Source organism: Agrobacterium sp. 16-172Ci (assembly GCF_053522725.1).
Map to the genome: position 1 here is coordinate 79,954 of NZ_JBNWBW010000007.1, position 17,071 is coordinate 97,024.

At 59.9% G+C, this 17,071-nt stretch carries 15 protein-coding genes; 8 read left to right on the forward strand and 7 right to left on the reverse strand.

The window, feature by feature from the left end:
• Positions 1-171 precede the first annotated feature (171 nt).
• Positions 172-1,164: a zinc ABC transporter substrate-binding protein ZnuA gene (gene znuA / locus ACQZ40_RS09590; protein ID WP_078053000.1), complete on the reverse strand. Its 993-nt coding sequence runs from the start codon at positions 1,162-1,164 to the stop codon at positions 172-174.
• Between the two features lie 104 nt (positions 1,165-1,268).
• Between znuA and znuC the strand changes: the two genes are divergently transcribed.
• From znuC to zur, 3 genes are read left to right on the forward strand one after another with little or no spacing between them, the layout of a single operon-like run.
• The gene (gene znuC / locus ACQZ40_RS09595; protein ID WP_078052999.1) at positions 1,269-2,189 is read left to right on the forward strand and encodes a zinc ABC transporter ATP-binding protein ZnuC; all 921 of its coding nucleotides are present in this window, start codon (positions 1,269-1,271) and stop codon (positions 2,187-2,189) included.
• Positions 2,182-3,000 (forward strand): zinc ABC transporter permease subunit ZnuB, encoded by an 819-nt coding sequence (gene znuB, locus ACQZ40_RS09600; protein ID WP_078052998.1) that lies wholly within the window; start codon positions 2,182-2,184, stop codon positions 2,998-3,000. The genes znuC and znuB overlap by 8 nt, the downstream gene beginning before the upstream one ends.
• Entirely contained in the window at positions 2,997-3,410 is a 414-nt protein-coding gene (gene zur / locus ACQZ40_RS09605) for a zinc uptake transcriptional repressor Zur (protein WP_020809932.1), read from the forward strand. Before znuB ends, zur begins: the two co-directional genes overlap by 4 nt.
• Before the next feature lie 37 nt (positions 3,411-3,447).
• Here the strand turns inward: zur and ACQZ40_RS09610 are convergent, their stop codons facing one another.
• Both ACQZ40_RS09610 and ACQZ40_RS09615 read right to left on the reverse strand, forming a co-directional pair.
• Positions 3,448-3,981 (reverse strand): gamma carbonic anhydrase family protein, encoded by a 534-nt coding sequence (locus tag ACQZ40_RS09610; RefSeq protein ID WP_065655446.1) that lies wholly within the window; start codon positions 3,979-3,981, stop codon positions 3,448-3,450.
• A 31-nt stretch (positions 3,982-4,012) separates the two neighbouring features.
• On the reverse strand, positions 4,013-4,702 hold the full coding sequence (locus tag ACQZ40_RS09615; RefSeq protein ID WP_078052997.1) for a fumarylacetoacetate hydrolase family protein: 690 nt from the start codon (positions 4,700-4,702) through the stop codon (positions 4,013-4,015).
• Between the two features lie 550 nt (positions 4,703-5,252).
• Here ACQZ40_RS09615 and ACQZ40_RS09620 point away from each other — a divergent pair.
• Both ACQZ40_RS09620 and dusA read left to right on the forward strand, forming a co-directional pair.
• Positions 5,253-5,996: a DNA cytosine methyltransferase gene (locus ACQZ40_RS09620; RefSeq protein ID WP_442866787.1), complete on the forward strand. Its 744-nt coding sequence runs from the start codon at positions 5,253-5,255 to the stop codon at positions 5,994-5,996.
• 182 nt (positions 5,997-6,178) lie between these two features.
• On the forward strand, positions 6,179-7,174 hold the full coding sequence (dusA, locus tag ACQZ40_RS09625; protein ID WP_448747842.1) for a tRNA dihydrouridine(20/20a) synthase DusA: 996 nt from the start codon (positions 6,179-6,181) through the stop codon (positions 7,172-7,174).
• A gap of 6 nt (positions 7,175-7,180) precedes the next feature.
• Here dusA and ACQZ40_RS09630 read toward each other — a convergent pair whose 3' ends face one another.
• Entirely contained in the window at positions 7,181-7,981 is an 801-nt protein-coding gene (locus ACQZ40_RS09630) for a DUF72 domain-containing protein (RefSeq protein ID WP_448747843.1), read from the reverse strand.
• A 56-nt stretch (positions 7,982-8,037) separates the two neighbouring features.
• Entirely contained in the window at positions 8,038-10,959 is a 2,922-nt protein-coding gene (uvrA, locus tag ACQZ40_RS09635; RefSeq protein ID WP_448747844.1) for an excinuclease ABC subunit UvrA, read from the reverse strand.
• Positions 10,960-11,223: 264 nt separating this feature from the next.
• Here uvrA and ACQZ40_RS09640 point away from each other — a divergent pair, with 264 nt between their 5' ends.
• Positions 11,224-11,799, forward strand: coding sequence for a single-stranded DNA-binding protein (locus ACQZ40_RS09640; protein WP_065655441.1), 576 nt, complete (start codon positions 11,224-11,226; stop codon positions 11,797-11,799).
• Between the two features lie 39 nt (positions 11,800-11,838).
• Positions 11,839-12,093, forward strand: a complete 255-nt coding sequence (locus ACQZ40_RS09645; protein WP_174039147.1) for a hypothetical protein — start codon at positions 11,839-11,841, stop codon at positions 12,091-12,093.
• 37 nt (positions 12,094-12,130) lie between these two features.
• On the opposite strand, the gene ACQZ40_RS09650 is transcribed toward ACQZ40_RS09645, so the two are convergent.
• On the reverse strand, positions 12,131-13,279 hold the full coding sequence (locus ACQZ40_RS09650; RefSeq protein WP_448747845.1) for an HPP family protein: 1,149 nt from the start codon (positions 13,277-13,279) through the stop codon (positions 12,131-12,133).
• 132 nt (positions 13,280-13,411) lie between these two features.
• The gene (locus tag ACQZ40_RS09655; protein WP_003525062.1) at positions 13,412-14,041 is read right to left on the reverse strand and encodes a MarC family protein; all 630 of its coding nucleotides are present in this window, start codon (positions 14,039-14,041) and stop codon (positions 13,412-13,414) included.
• 217 nt (positions 14,042-14,258) lie between these two features.
• Between ACQZ40_RS09655 and gyrA the strand changes: the two genes are divergently transcribed.
• Positions 14,259-17,042 carry a DNA gyrase subunit A gene (gene gyrA, locus ACQZ40_RS09660; protein WP_448747846.1) on the forward strand — a complete coding sequence of 928 codons (2,784 nt, stop codon included), beginning with the start codon at positions 14,259-14,261 and terminating at the stop codon, positions 17,040-17,042.
• The last annotated feature ends 29 nt before the right edge of the window (positions 17,043-17,071 follow it).

The window sequence follows — 17,071 nt, forward strand, 5'->3', positions numbered from 1 at the left end:
GCGACGTCTCTTACCCAGCGATTGTCGCGCCTCGTTTCTTATGAATTACTTTATATTTCAAGCGCAAGTAACTGGTTTGAAATGTTTATTCTTCCGATCATTCACGCTTCGGCCGTATTCCGGCTCAAGGCCGGAATGACGGAGCCGGGGCGTTAGGGGCGGCAATGCGCATCAGGACAGGCAATCCTTCAGCGAGCCTGCAATGCCGCGCATCAGCTTGAAATAGAGGTCCGGGCCGGGTTCCAGTGTCGCTGCCTCCGGATCGAGCGTCGCCGATTTCGCGGCGGTGCCTTCGGTGATGACCGAAATCAGCTTCGGCTCGAATTGCGGTTCAGCGAAAACGCAGGTTGCGCCAAGCTGGCGAACCTTTTCCTGCATCTGTTTGACGCGGTCCGCACCCGGCAGGGTTTCGGGGCTGACTGTGATCGATCCCGCCGTCTTCACGCCGTAACGATGCTCGAAATATTGATAGGCATCGTGGAAGACGATGAAGGGCTTGTCCTTCACCGGCTTGACCGTTTCCCTGAGTTCGGCATCGAGCGCATCGAGGTCGTCGATCAGTTTTTTGGTATTGGCCTGATAGGTCGCGGCATTGCCGGCATCGGCCGCGATCAGCGCGGTTTCTATTGTCTGCGCCATGGCCTTGGCATTGGCGGGATCGAGCCAGAGATGGGTATCGTATGCACCGTGGTCATGGTCCTCGTGACCCTCCGCATGGTCGTGTCCATGATCGTGTGCGCCTTCCTCTTCAGCGTGGCCGTCATGCGCCTCGTGGCCTTCATCGCCATGGTCGTGTGCTTCAAAGGGGCCGCCTTCGCGGAAGGGCAGCTTTTCCAGACCCTTTGCGTCTTCCAGTTCCACCACGGTTGCCTTGCTGGCAAGCGCTTCGAGCGGCTTTTCCAGGAATGCTTCCAGTCCCGGCCCAACCCAGAAGACCACATCGGCCTTTTCCAGCTTGCGGGCATTGGACGGTCTGAGATTGTAGGTGTGCGGCGAAGCCGCGCCGTCAACGATGAGCTGCGGTTCGCCGACGCCCCGCATGATGGCGGCGACGAGGGAATGGACGGGCTTGATCGAGACCACGACATCGGGCGCGGCGGTGGCGCCGGAAGCGGCGGCCGCTATTGCCACCGATGCCATGAGCGGGATCAGGAACGATTTCATGAAATGCACTCCACTTGAAGAAGTATAGTTATGTTATTACATTTATTGCGTAACTCTATAACGTATGCAATAGCGGTAAGCAACATCGCCGAACGGACAATCCCATGCTTCATTCCGCCCATCGGGGCAAAGAGATACTGGTTTCCCTTGCCAATGCCGGCGTCCAGCGCAACGGCCGCTGGCTGGTGCGCGGCGTTGAGTTTTCCGTCAGCAAAGGCGAGATCGTCACGCTGATCGGGCCGAACGGTTCCGGCAAATCCACCAGCGCGAAAATGGCAATCGGCGTGGTGAAGCCGACCGAGGGCGAGGTTTCGCGCATTGCCGGTCTGAAGGTCGGTTATGTGCCGCAGAAGCTTGCCGTGGACTGGACCATGCCGCTTTCGGTGCGGCGGCTGATGACACTGACCGGCCCGCTGCCAGCCCGCGAAATCGATGCGGCGCTGAATGCGACGGGCATTGCGCATCTCGCCAATGCGGAAGTGCAGCACCTTTCCGGTGGTGAGTTCCAGCGCGCACTTCTGGCCCGCGCCATCGCCCGCAAGCCCGATCTGCTGGTTCTTGACGAGCCCGTGCAGGGGGTCGATTTCTCCGGCGAGATTGCGCTCTATGATTTGATAAAAAATATCAGAAATTCAAATAATTGCGGAATTTTGTTAATCTCACATGACCTGCATGTGGTAATGGCTGAAACCGACACCGTGATATGCCTGAACGGCCATGTCTGCTGCCGGGGCACGCCGCAGGCGGTTAGCCAGAGCCCGGAATATATGCGGCTGTTCGGCGGCGCCGCGGCCAAGGCGCTTGCCGTCTATAGCCACCATCACGATCATACGCATCTGCCTGATGGCCGGGTGCAGCATGCAGATGGTTCGGTGACCGATCATTGCCACCCGGAGGATGGGCACCACCATATGCATGACCACGGCCACCATCACGACAGCCATGACGAATGCGGCTGCGGCCATGAGCATGAGCATGAGGGCCATACGCCGTCCAGCCACGGACAGGGAGAGCGCCATGTTTGACGATTTCTTCGTTCGCGCCATGGTCGCCGGTATAGGCGTTGCGCTCACTGCCGGTCCTCTCGGCTGTTTCGTCGTCTGGCGTCGCATGGCCTATTTCGGCGATACGATGGCCCATTCGGCGCTGCTCGGCGTCGCGCTGTCGCTGCTGTTGCAGCTCAACCTCATCGTCAGCGTCTTTCTTGTGGCGTCGGCGGTTTCGATCCTGCTGCTCTTTCTCCAACGGCGGCAGGCGCTATCCGCCGATGCGCTGCTTGGTATCTTGTCCCATTCGGCGCTGGCGATCGGTCTCGTCATCGTCGCTTTCATGAGCTCGGTGCGCATCGATCTCGTCTCGTTCCTTTTCGGCGATATTCTCGCCGTTACCCGCAGCGATATCGCCCTGATCTGGGGCGGCGGGCTGGTGGTCATCGTCTCCATGGTGTTCCTGTGGCGGTCGCTGCTTGCCTCCACCGTCAATACGGAGCTGGCCGAGGCCGAGGGGCTGAACCCGGAGCGTGCAAAACTGATCTTCACGCTGTTGATGGCGCTGGTGATCGCCATTGCCATGAAGGTGGTCGGCATCATGCTCATCACATCGCTGCTCATCATACCGGCGGCGACTGCCAGACGTTTTTCCGCGACGCCGGAGGTGATGGCGGTGGTGGCTTCGCTGATCGGCGCGGTCGCCGTTGTCGGCGGCCTGTTCGGCTCGCTCAGTTACGATACACCGTCCGGCCCATCCATCGTGGTTGCCGCGGTGATCCTCTTCGTTATAAGCCTGTTGCCGGCGCCGGGTTTTTCCCGCGCTGCGGATGAAGGAGGCAAGTCATGAATGCGCAGACCCAGCAGAACCTCACCAAGAACCAGTCGCTGGTCATGAATGCCCTCTCAAACGCGCATCAGCCGCTCAGCGCCTATATGATCCTCGACAAGCTGCGGGATGAGGGTTTTCGTGCGCCGCTGCAGGTTTACCGTGCGCTGGAAAAGCTGGTGGAGTTTGGCCTCGTGCACCGGCTCGAGAGCCTCAACGCCTTTGTCGCCTGCACCCATACGCAGGCGGAGTGCTGCTCGCACCACCATGGTACGGTGGCTTTCGCCATCTGCGAATCCTGCGGGCAGGTGACGGAATTCCACGATCATGAAATCGACCACCGCCTGGAGCGCTGGGTGAAGGACAGCAAGTTCAAGGCGGAAAAGACCACCATTGAAATTCGCGGCCTCTGCGCCGCGTGCTCGGCTTAAGCTCGCGGGCAGGGCGGGCATGGATGCCCGCCGCTTCCTATCCTTCGACGATCGCCAGATCCTTCGAAAAGCGCTTCCAGTTTTCGATGTATTTTTCCGCTGAGCGGCGGAGCCCTGCTGCGGCCTCATCATCCAGCGTGCGGATCGCGCGCGCCGGCGAGCCGACAATCAGGGAATTGTCCGGAAATTCCTTGCCCTCCGTCACCAGCGCATTGGCGCCGACGAGGCAGTTGCGGCCGATCTTCGCGCCATTCAGGATCGTTGCGCCCATGCCGATGAGCGAATTGTCGCCAATGGTGCAGCCATGCACGATGGCATGGTGACCGATGGTGCACATTTCGCCGATGACGGCGGGAAAACCGGGGTCGCTATGCACCATCACGCCCTCCTGAATATTGGTGCCGCGCCCGATGCTGATCGGCTCGTTATCGCCGCGCAGCGTTGCGCCGAACCAGATGCCGACATCCTCACCGAGCGTCACCGAGCCGACGACATTGGCATCCGGGGCAACCCAGTAGCGATCAGGCGCAGGGGTCTGCGGCACCCGGTCGGCGAGGCGGTAAAGCGGCATCGTGGTCTCCTCCCTTTTGTTTTCTTCGGCCTCAGGCAACCGTCACGCCCAGCGTGCCGACACCCTCGACGCCGCATTCGATGCGGTCGCCACGTACGATGGGGCCGACGCCGGCCGGTGTGCCGGTCATGATGACGTCACCGGCGGCAAGCGTGAACAGCTTGGAAAGCTCGGCAATCACTTCCGGCACCTTCCAGATCATCTGGGCAAGATCGCCCGTCTGCTTGCGTTTGCCATTGACGTCGAGCCAGATCGCACCTGTGGCGGGATGGCCGATCCTGTCCGCCGGGACGATGGGGGAGACCGGTGCGGAATATTCGAAAGCCTTCGCGCCTTCCCAGGAGCGGCCCATCTTCTTCAGGCCGTCCTGAAGGTCGCGGCGGGTCATGTCTATGCCGACGGCGTAACCCCAGACATGGTCCAGCGCCTCGGAAGCCGGGATATCGGCACCGCCGCTTTTCAGAACCACGACACACTCGACTTCGTAGTGCACATTCGACGACAGCGGCGGGTAGGGGAAGTCCTGACCGGCGGGCAGCAGATTGTCCGGGTTTTTCTGGAAATAAAAGGGCGGCTCGCGCGAGGGATCGTGACCCATCTCTATGGCGTGATCGGCATAATTGCGGCCGACGCAATAGACCCGCCGTACGGGGAACAGATCGTCCGTGCCTTCAACGGGCAGGAGAACGGGTTTCGGAGCGGGGATGACGGTGGCGGCCATGTCGATTTCCTGTCGTCTTTTTCGGTGCAATTCTTGTCCCGCGATTCCGGGGCGATTTCCAGTTCAAAATGACCCCGGCTGCAAAACTGGCTTTTTACGGTCCTTTGCTGTAGAAGCCGGCGCAAAGAGGTTAATTCATGTACAGACAAGCGCTTGCAAACGGCGAAAAAATCTTCGCCGTGGCCCCCATGATCGACTGGTCCCGCGAACGGAAATAACGCAGCAATCGCACTGGCTTGTCCTTCTCGCAAAATCGCGCGTAGCAAAAATGTAGCAATAAGCACCTCACCTGTTTCGATTGTGCAAACACTTTTGGCTGCGCTATCATGGCTCCCGAGGCTGAAACGTCGGCCTCAAATCCCTCCAGTGAACGGGCTCTGATCCACGGCAAAGTGGCTGCACCAGCGGCCAGCCAGACACCCCGGCGCTGTTTCCATATCCGAGGAAACAGCAATGATCCTAAACGGCCCGAAACAAGATAAAACCGGCATATTGCGAGCTGATTCAATGGCTTGCTACAAATCCACCATGGATATTGCAGCAGGTGACTATGAATGAGTTGGCTCTTTTCGCGGGCGCTGGTGGAGGAATTCTTGCAGGGCATCTGCTTGGATGGCGGACAGTGTGCGCAGTTGAGCGCGACATCGACGCAGCGCTTGTTTTGGCGCAAAGACAAACCGATCGAATTCTGCCGCCTTTCCCGATCTGGTCAGACGTTGAAACTTTTGACGGGCGCCCATGGCGAGGCCTTGTTGACGTGGTATCGGGCGGCTTCCCCTGCACGAACATCGCAATCTGTGGAGATGGCGCCGGCCTTGACGGCCTGGACAGCCGATTGTGGGTGGAGCAGCGAAGAATCATCGATGAAGTACGACCCCGTTTCGCGTACATGGAAAACTCGCCAATGCTTACTTCACGGGGGCTTGGACGAATTCTCGGGGACTTGGCCGAAATGGGGTTCGATGCACGATGGGGAGTGCTTGGAGCATACGACGCCGGCTTGGATCACCAGCGAGATCGCATCTGGATTGTGGCCGACTCCAACGGCTTCGGACGAAAAGGGCAGCGTCTCACCGGAGACCGCCAAACGGCGAGCAGAAAAGTCATCTCGCGGAGTTCGTCTCCCAGAGTATCTGACCCTGAAGGGATTGCTGCCTGGCGGGCGTCACAACCCGGAATTCAGCGAGTGGTTGATGGGGTGGCCGCAGCAATGGACCGCCACAGAGCCATTGGGAATGGACAAGTTCCTAGAGTGGCAGCAACAGCATTCCGCATTCTCTCTCGCTCAGAATGATAACTCGCCTGACGCCAAGGCCATTACTGCTTGAATTCTTTCGCCTATCCTCGACTCTTCTTCCCTCATTTGCTACATGACCGGTCAAAATCCCACCAAACCGCTCATGTAGCAAAATTTGTAGCAGCGCCGCCGACAAAAGGCGTCGGTACAATTATCCTCTAATATAAAATGGCGTCTAAGTGACTGAATTCAAGAAGGTTTTTGCAGTAGCGCCGATGATCGACTGGACCGACACGAGGTGCAGATTTCTGCACCGGCAATTGTCGAAGCGCGCGCTGCTTTATACCGAAATGATCGTTGCCGACGCCATCATCCATGGCCAGCGAGACAGACTGCTCGGTTATCACCCTGACGAACATCCCGTCGCGCTGCAGCTTGGCGGGTCTGATCCGACCAAACTTGCCGAGGCGGTGCGGATCGCCGGCGATTACGGATATGACGAGATCAACCTCAATGTCGGCTGTCCCTCGGATCGGGTGCAGTCCGGCACATTCGGCGCCTGCCTGATGCGCGAGCCGGAGGTGGTGGCGCAATGTGTCACTGCAATGAAGGCTGTCGCCAGCGTGCCGGTTACGGTGAAGTGCCGGATCGGGGTGGACGATCAGCAGCCGGAAGCGGTTCTGCCGGATTTTCTGAAACGGGTTGTTGCGGCGGGCGCGGACGCGGTCTGGGTTCATGCGCGAAAAGCCTGGCTGCAGGGGCTTTCGCCGAAGGAAAACCGCGAAGTGCCGCCGCTCGATTACGATCTCGTCTATCGCATGAAGCGGGAAAACCCTGATGTCTTTATCGGCATCAATGGCGGTATCGCCGATCTCGATCAGGCGAGCGAACATCTCCAGCATATGGATGGCGTGATGCTCGGCCGTGCCGCATATCACAACACGTCCATTCTTGCCGATGTCGACCATCGTATCTATGGCGAAGAGGCTCGCCAGCCGGACTGGATAGCGTTGCGTGACACGATGATGGCCTATGCCGCCGACTATATCGCCGCGGGCGGACGCCTCAACCACGTCACCCGCCACATGGTCGGGCTGTTTCAGGGCATGCCCGGCGCGCGCCGTTTCCGGCAAATCCTCTCCAGCGACGCCACCCGGCCGGGCGCTGGCCCGGAGGTTATCGAGGCTGCTTTTTCGGCCATCGATTTCAGCCCGACGAAAGACATGGCGGGCTGAAAGAGTTCAGACCGCCTTTTGCAGTTCCTGTGCACCGACAGGCGCATTCACCTTGCCGCCGGTGATGAAGAAGGCAAAGACATCGCGCGGTGTCTTTTCGACCTTCCGATCCGGCGCTATCAGCGGCAGATCATCCGGCACGGCGCCCTTCGCATAGGTCTTTACCCGCTCGGCCCAGTGGTCGATCTCTTTTTTCGGGTAACAGGTCTTGATATCGTCCTCGCCCTTCTGCAGGCGGCAATAGACGAAATCGGCGGTCACGTCAGGCAGCATCGGATAATCGTGATGATCGGCGCAGACGACCGCGACCTTGTGCCTGGCGAGAAGATCGATGAATTCCGGAACCTGAAATGTCTCGTTGCGCACCTCGACGACATGGCGAAGAGGGATGCCGTCCTGTTTCTGCGGTAACAGGGACAGAAATGCGCCGAAATCCTCCGCATCGAATTTTTTCGTCGGCGCGAATTGCCAGAGGATCGGGCCGAGGTGGGACCCGAGTTCCGTCAGCCCCTGCGTCAGAAACTTCGTCATCGATTCACCGGCCTCGGCCAGAACCCTGCGGTTGGTGACGAAACGGCTTGCCTTTAGCGAGAAGACGAAATCCTCGGGCACTTCGGAAGCCCATTTTGCAAAAGTTTCCGGCTTCTGGCTGCTGTAATAGGTGCCGTTCACCTCGATGGCCGTGAGCTGCCGGCTCGCATGCTCCAACTGGCGCTTCTTCGGCAATTTTTCGGGATAAAACGTGCCTTCCCATGGCTCAAAGGTCCAGCCGCCGATACCGGTGCGGATCGTGCCTGATGTCGACATATGCTGTTCCTCCTCCGGCCTTTGGCCTATCGAACCCTTGCGACGAAAGCTGCGGATTACTCCGCAGCCTCCCGTTTTCCAGCCGGCCGGCGCTCCAGAAGCTCCTTCAGGAAGTGACCGGTATAGGAACGCTCGACCTTCACGATGTCCTCCGGTGTGCCGGTCGCCACCACTTCACCGCCGCCCGTGCCGCCTTCAGGCCCGATATCGATGATCCAGTCAGCCGTCTTGATGACTTCGAGATTATGCTCGATCACCACGACGGAATTGCCCTGCTCGACCAGCGCATGCAGCATTTCCAGGAGCTTGTTGACATCGTGGAAATGCAGGCCGGTCGTCGGCTCGTCGAGAATATAGAGCGTGCGGCCCGTCGAGCGTTTCGACAGTTCCTTGGCGAGCTTGACGCGCTGCGCCTCGCCGCCGGAGAGTGTATTGGCCTGCTGGCCGACCTTGATGTAACCGAGGCCGACATCGAAAAGCGATTGCAGCTTGTCGCGCACGGCCGGGACGGCGGCGAAGAACTCCACGCCTTCTTCCACCGTCATATCCAGCACATCGGCGATGGACTTGCCCTTGAAGGTGACATCGAGCGTCTCGCGATTGTAACGCTTGCCGTGACAGACATCGCAGGTGACGTAAACGTCGGGCAGGAAGTGCATCTCGATCTTGATGACACCGTCGCCCTGGCAGGCCTCGCAGCGGCCGCCCTTGACGTTGAAGGAGAAACGGCCCGGCGCATAACCGCGCGCCTTCGCTTCCGGCAAGCCGGCGAACCAGTCGCGGATCGGCGTGAAGGCGCCGGTATAGGTGGCCGGGTTGGAACGCGGCGTGCGGCCAATCGGCGACTGGTCGATATCGATCACCTTGTCGATGAATTCGAAACCGTCGATGCGGTCGTGTTCAGCCGGGATTTCGCGCGCACCCATCACCCGACGCGCCGCCGATTTGTAGAGCGTCTCGATCAGGAAGGTGGATTTGCCGCCGCCCGATACGCCGGTTACGGCAGTAAAAACGCCAAGCGGCACAGCCGCGGTGACATTCTTCAAATTGTTGCCGCGTGCGCCAAAAACCTTGATTTCGCGACCCTTCTTGGGCTTGCGGCGCTCCGCCGGCACGGCGACGCCGAGTTCGCCGGAGAGATATTTGCCGGTCAGCGATTTCGGATTGGCCATCACCTCCTGCGGTGAGCCTTCAGCGATCACCTGACCGCCATGAATGCCGGCGGCTGGGCCGATATCGACCACATAATCCGCCGTCAGAATGGCGTCCTCGTCATGTTCGACCACGATGACGGTATTGCCGATATCGCGCAGATGTTTCAGCGTATCCAGCAGGCGGGCATTGTCGCGCTGGTGCAGGCCGATCGACGGTTCGTCGAGAACATAGAGAACGCCGGTGAGGCCCGAACCGATCTGCGAGGCCAGCCGGATGCGCTGGCTTTCACCGCCGGAAAGCGTGCCGGAATTGCGCGACAGGCTGAGATAATCCAGCCCGACATCGTTGAGGAAGCGCAGGCGTTCGCGGATTTCCTTGAGGATGCGGACTGCGATCTCGTTCTGCTTGGCGTTGAGGCTTTCCGGCAGTACCTCGAACCAGTCGCGCGCGGTGCGGATCGACATTTCGGTGACTTCACCGATATGCAGCTTGTTGATCTTCACGGCGAGCGCTTCCGGCTTCAGGCGATAACCGGCGCAGGCCGGGCAGGGGGCCGCCGACATGTAGCGTTCGATTTCCTCGCGCGCCCAGGCGCTGTCGGTCTCTTTCCAGCGACGCTCAAGATTGGGCACGATGCCTTCGAAATTCTTCACTGTCTTGTAGGAGCGGGCGCCGTCCTGATAGTTGAATTCGATCTTGTCATCGGTGCCCTGCAGGATGGCGTGCTGCGCCTCTTTCGAAAGATCCGACCACTTGCTCGACAGCTTGAAACCGAAAGCCTTGCCGAGCGCTTCCAGCGTCTGATTGTAATAGGGCGAGGAGGATTTGGCCCAGGGAGCTATGGCACCGTCACGCAGGGTACGGGCGGGCTCCGGCACAATCAGGTTTTCATCCACCTTCTGCTGCGAGCCGAGGCCATCGCAGCTTGGGCAGGCGCCGAAGGGATTGTTGAAGGAGAACAGCCGCGGCTCGATTTCCGGAATGGTGAAACCGGAAACGGGGCAGGCGAATTTTTCCGAAAACAGCACCCGCTCATGGGTCTCGTTGAGCGACTTGTTGGCCGAACCGCCAGCGGCGGTTTCTTCCGGCGGCAGAGGCTTGTCGGCAAATTCGGCGATTGCCAAGCCATCGGCAAGCTTGAGGCAGGTCTCGAGACTGTCGGCCAGGCGTGCGGCCATATCCGGGCGCACGACGGCGCGGTCAACGACAACGTCGATATCGTGTTTGTATTTCTTGTCGAGGGCGGGCACGTCGGCGATTTCGTAGAACTGGCCATCCACCTTGACGCGCTGGAAGCCCTTCTTCATCAGGTCGGCGAGTTCCTTTTTATATTCGCCTTTGCGGCCGCGCACCATCGGCGCGAGAATATAAAGACGTGTGCCTTCCTCGAAAGCGAGGATGCGGTCGACCATCTGGCTCACCGTCTGGCTTTCGATCGGCAGGCCCGTGGCCGGCGAATAGGGGACGCCGACACGCGCGAACAGCAGGCGCATATAGTCGTAGATTTCGGTGACCGTGCCGACCGTGGAACGCGGATTGCGCGATGTGGTCTTCTGCTCGATGGAGATTGCCGGCGAGAGGCCGTCGATCTGGTCGACATCCGGTTTCTGCATCATTTCCAGGAACTGGCGCGCATAGGCCGACAGGCTCTCGACATAACGGCGCTGGCCTTCGGCATAGATCGTATCGAAGGCAAGCGAGGACTTGCCCGAACCGGAAAGGCCGGTCATGACGATCAGCTTGTTGCGCGGCAGGTCCAGATCGATGCCCTTGAGGTTGTGCTCGCGGGCGCCACGGATGGAAATCGTCTTCAGTTCACTCATGACAAGGCTCGGACAAAAATAACAGGCTTGATGGCAGCGCGTCCTTATGTAGTGACGCAGCCGGATGTGTCGAGGTCTATTCCCACTCGGTCGCAGCTTTTCGGAATGCTTGACTCGAAATCTGCGATTTAATAGAACAAAAAAGGAACGAATTGCAAGCGCGAATGTCTGCTCCCGCAGCTTAAGATTATTCTTTGTGGATAGTTCCATGCTTGCGGTGCCCTTTGCGGGCGGCGGCAGCTATTGTGTGTCGAATTTTTTGAAATGCAATTGCCGGTCATGATGGCCGGCGGACAGGATGACGAGATGGCTGGTAGCGTAAACAAGGTAATTCTGATCGGGAACGTGGGCGCCGATCCCGAAATCCGCCGGACGCAGGACGGCCGCCCCATCGCCAATCTGCGCATTGCCACCTCGGAGACCTGGCGGGACCGCAACAGCGGCGAGCGCCGCGAGAAGACCGAATGGCACACCGTCGTCGTCTTCAACGAAGGCCTGTGCAAGGTCGTCGAGCAATATGTCAAGAAGGGCGCCAAGCTCTATATTGAAGGCCAGCTGCAGACGCGCAAATGGCAGGACCAGACCGGCAACGACCGTTATTCCACTGAAATCGTGCTGCAGGGCTTCAACTCCACGCTGACGATGCTCGATGGTCGCGGTGAGGGCGGTGGCCGCAGCGGCGGCGATTTCGGCGGCGGCAACGATTATGGCAGTGGCGGCGGCTCCAGCTATGGCGGCGGTTACGACCAGCAGTCCTCGTCGCGCGGCGGCTCTTCCCGTGGCGGCGGCCAGCCTTCCGGCGGCTTCTCCAACGACATGGATGACGATATTCCGTTCTGAGCGGCTGGCGAATTCGGGAAAGCGTAACGGGAGACAGGTATGAGTGATGCGCCCGCACCGAAACAGCCGGCAACCTGGCGCATCGTTCTTGCCTTCTTCCTCGATTTCTGGACGGCGTTTTTCGCCGCCGGATTTCTCGTGGCGGCGGTTGCAGGCGGGCGCACGCCACAGGGTTTTGCCTTGAACGGTGTGCCTGCCTTTATCGCCTTTGTGCTTATCATCGCATATTTTGTCGTGCTCGGCCGGTTCTTCGGCGGCACGCTATGGCAGCGTCTTCTGAAGGCGAGGCGCTAACATCCGGCTTTGCCGGTTCCAGGGGCGTCGCGGCAGACTATGCCGCCACCTTGTCCGCCAGCATCGCCACCATGACATCGGATTGCGACACGATTCCCACCATCTTGCTTCTGGCGTCGATGACCGGCAGGTAGTGCAGTCCTTCTTCGGCAAAGCGGATGATGGCCTCCTCGATTGCCGTTTCAGGCCGTACGGTTCTGACCGGCGATGTCATGATGTCCTTGACGGTATCGTTGGGGGCGCTTGCGCCGGAGAGGATGAGGCGCAGCCGCTGCAGGAAACCAATGGAGGGGCGGCCGTTTCTCCAGCTCGCCTTTTCCAGAAAATCCGTCTGGGTGACGATGCCGACGATCTCCGCTTTATCGTTGGTGACCGGCAATGCCTTGAAATGGTGGCTGTGCATCAGCGCGTGGGCATGACGCAGACTGTCATCAGGCGCAACACCGACGACATCGCGCGACATGACGCTGGCGCAATCGAGATGCAGCGCACGGCGACGCCAGGAGCGCAGTTCGGTCTTGCGTAAAATGGTTTCGAGCTCGTCACGGTCGATATCCAGTACCTGGTCATATTCCTTCAGTACCTCGTCGAGGTCGTTGGAGGAAAAGCCGATTTTCTGGATGGGGGTCGGATCGGTGGTGCCATGGGAGGCCTTGCCGAGCTTCAGGCCGTGTGGGTAGGCGCGGCCGGTGGCATTGTTATAGGCGAGGGCCAAGGCAAGAAGGATCAGCGAATTTCCGGCGACCGGCCACAACAGAAAGCCATAACCGAGGCTGTGCACGGCAGGGCCGCCGAGAACAGCGGTCAGCGCCACCGCTCCGCTTGGCGGGTGCAGGCAGCGCAAAGCCATCATCGCGGCGATGGCAAGACTGATGGCAAGCGCGCTGGCAAGGAATAGATCCGGAACCAGCAGCGCCACTGTCACGCCCACGAAGGCCGAAACGAGGTTGCCGCATAGGATCGACCAGGGCTGCGCCAGCGGGCTGGAGGGCACGGCAAACAGAAGCACGGCCGAAGCGCCCATCGGCGCGATCATGGCGGGCAGGGTGGGATCGAAACTGAGAGCGAGACTTCCCAGAAGGCCGGTCAGCAGAATGCCGACAAAGGCGCCGGTTGCGGAGCGCAGCCTTTCCCTGTTGCTGACGGGTGCGGCATCCGGGATGAGGCGACGCAGCGTGGAACGCATGGAGATAACTTTCGAATCCGAAAAAACATGCGTCTTTTAGCCGAAGCGGCGGCCGGATTTAAAGGGAGGATTTTCCGGCGTTTTGGCGATTGGCGAGAATTTATTGCGCAGGCACCGCCAAGGTGCGGCTTTTCAAAAAGCGAAGGCCGATTTTATGCCGTCGACCACGAACTGCACGGAAAGGGCGGCAAGCAGCACGCCGAGCAGACGGGTGAGGATCGCGCGGCCGGTATTGCCGAGAAAACGGTCCATCCGCTCCGAGACGATCAGGGCCGCATAAACGAGAGCCATGGCGAAAGCGAGGATCAGGATGAGCACCAGCATCTCGACGGTGGTTTTCATCGAGCCGGCAAGTAGCACGGTTGCGGAGATGGCGCCCGGCCCGGCGATCAGGGGCAGCGCCAGCGGAAAGACCGCCAGATTGTGAAGGTGGTCCTTGGTGATGGCGATCTCGGAGGTCTTTTCCTTACGCTCCTGGCGTTTTTCGAAAATCATCTCGAAGGAAATCCAGAACAGCAACAGGCCGCCGGCGATGCGGAAAGCGCCGAGCGAGATGCCAAGAAGATTGAGGATGGCAAGGCCGAAGAGCGCGAAGACGGCGAGAATGCCGAAGGCGATGATGGAGCCGCGCAGCGCCACCTGGCTGCGCTGGTCGCGCGTCATACCGGCGGTCAGCGCCAGAAAGACGGGGGCAAGGCCCGGCGGATCGAGCGTGACCAGAAGTGTGGTAAGCGCGTTGATGAGCGTTTCGCTGCTGGCCATTCTTTCCCCGTCTTATCTGTTTTTAGGGCGGAGCCTACGCAAGTCGCCGGCACTTTGAAAGGGAGCGGCGGCGCTTTTGCCGGGCTAAATCGTGAAAAGCGGCGTTCGTCTTGCAAATGACGCAAAAGCCTGTTCAAAACTCGCCGGGAAATTGGCTTAACGTGGCTGTTTCCGCTATAAAAATCCATCCGATTCTTAACAGAGAATGTGATCCGTTTTGACTGACCAGAGCCCCCCCGGCGGCGGAAAACTTCCGCCAGGCATTGAACCGATTTCCATCATGGAGGAAATGCAGCGGTCGTATCTCGATTACGCCATGAGCGTCATCGTGTCCCGCGCGCTTCCCGATGTGCGAGACGGCCTGAAGCCGGTTCATCGCCGTATTCTTTACGGCATGTCCGAACTCGGCATCGACTGGAACAAGAAATACGTCAAATGCGCCCGCGTTACCGGGGACGTGATGGGTAAATTCCATCCGCACGGCAATGCGGCGATCTATGACGCTTTGGCGCGTATGGCGCAGGACTGGTCGCTCCGCCTGCCGCTGATCGACGGGCAGGGCAATTTCGGCTCCATCGACGGCGATCCGCCGGCGGCAGAACGTTATACCGAATGCCGTCTGGAAAAGGCCGCCCATTCGCTGCTCGACGATCTCGACAAGGAAACGGTCGATTTCCGCGACAACTATGACGGCACCCTGCAGGAGCCGGTCGTCATTCCGGCGAAATTCCCGAACCTTCTGGTCAACGGGGCAGGCGGCATCGCGGTCGGCATGGCCACCAATATTCCGCCGCACAATCTCTCGGAAGTCATCGACGGCTGTATCGCCATGATCGACAATCCGGCGATCGAGCTGCCGGAGCTGATGCAGATCATTCCCGGCCCGGATTTCCCGACCGGCGCGCTGATCATGGGCCGTTCCGGCATCCGTTCGGCCTATGAGACCGGCCGCGGCTCGGTCATCATGCGCGGCCGCGCCACCATCGAACCGATGCGCGGCGACCGCGAGCAGATCATCATCACCGAAGTTCCCTATCAGGTGAACAAGGCGAACATGATCGAAAAGATGGCCGAACTGGTCAAGGAAAAGCGCATCGAGGGTATTTCCGACCTGCGCGACGAATCCGACCGTCAGGGCTATCGCGTCGTCATCGAATTGAAACGCGACGCCAATGCCGAAGTCATCCTGAACCAGCTTTACCGCTATACGCCGCTGCAGACCTCCTTCGGCTGCAACATGGTGGCGCTGAACGGCGGCAAACCGGAGCAGATGACGCTCATCGACATGCTGCGCGCCTTCGTGGCCTTCCGCGAGGATGTCGTCAGCCGTCGTACGAAATATCTGCTGCGCAAGGCGCGCGAGCGTGCGCATGTGTTGGTTGGTCTGGCGATTGCGGTTGCCAATATCGATGAGGTCATCCGGGTTATCCGTCATGCGCCCGATCCCGCTTCGGCCCGCGAAGAGCTGATGACGCGGCGCTGGCCGGCGCAGGATGTGGAAAGCCTGATCCGTCTGATCGACGATCCGCGCCACCGCATTAATGACGACGGCACCTATAATCTCTCGGAAGAGCAGGCGCGCGCCATTCTCGAACTGCGCCTTGCCCGCCTCACGGCGCTTGGCCGCGATGAAATCGGCGACGAACTGAACAAGATCGGCGCGGAAATTTCCGAGTACCTCGAAATCCTGTCGTCGCGCCTGCGCATTCAGCAGATCGTCAAGGACGAGCTTGTCGCCATCCGCGACGAGTTCGGCACGCCGCGCCGTTCCGAGATCGTCGAGGGCGGTACCGATATGGACGATGAAGACCTCATCGCCCGCGAGGACATGGTCGTCACCGTTTCGCATCTCGGCTATATCAAGCGCGTGCCGCTGACCACCTACCGGGCGCAGCGTCGCGGCGGCAAGGGCCGTTCCGGCATGGCGACGCGCGACGAGGATTTCGTCAACCGTCTCTTCGTTGCCAATACCCATACGCCGGTGCTGTTCTTCTCCTCGCGTGGCATCGTCTACAAGGAAAAGGTCTGGCGTCTGCCGATCGGTACGCCGCAGTCCAAGGGCAAGGCCCTCATAAACATGCTGCCGCTGGAGCCCGGCGAGCGCATCACCACCATCATGCCGTTGCCCGAGGACGAAACCACCTGGGAAACGCTGGATGTGATGTTCTCGACGACGCGCGGCACGGTTCGCCGCAACAAGCTCGGCGATTTCGTTCAGGTCAACCGCAATGGCAAGATCGCCATGAAGCTGGACGAGGAGGGCGATGAAATCCTCTCCGTCGAAACCTGTACGGACCGCGACGACGTGTTGCTGACGACCGCGCTCGGCCAGTGCATCCGCTTCCCCGTGGACGATGTGCGCGTCTTTGCCGGCCGCAACTCCGTCGGCGTGCGCGGCATCAACATGGCCGACGGCGACCGCATCATCTCCATGACAATTGTGGGTCATGTGGAAGCTGAACCGTGGGAGCGTGCGGCCTATCTGAAGCGCTCGGCTACCGAACGGCGTGCGGCAGGCGTCGATGAGGACGATATCGCGCTCGTCGGCGAGGAAGTGACGGAAGAGGGCGAACTCAGCGAAGAGCGCTATCAGGAACTGAAGGCACGCGAAGAATTCGTGCTGACGGTTTCCGTGAAGGGCTTCGGCAAGCGTTCCTCTTCTTACGACTTCCGCACCTCTGGTCGCGGCGGCAAGGGTATTCGCGCCACCGATACCTCGAAGACCAACGAGATCGGCGAACTCGTCGCGGCCTTCCCCGTGGAAGAAGGCGACCAGATCATGCTGGTTTCCGATGGCGGTCAGCTCATCCGCGTGCCGGTCAACGGCATCCGCATCGCCAGCCGTGCCACCAAGGGTGTGACGATCTTCTCTACCGCCAAGGATGAGAAGGTGGTTTCCGTGGAGCGCATCAACGAGCCGGAAGGCGACGAAGAAGCAGAGAACGGCAATGGCGAAGATGCCGCCGACGATCTGCCGGAGGCACCGGAGAGCGAGGCGTAAGCCGCCTCGTTATTTTCGGTTACCAATCA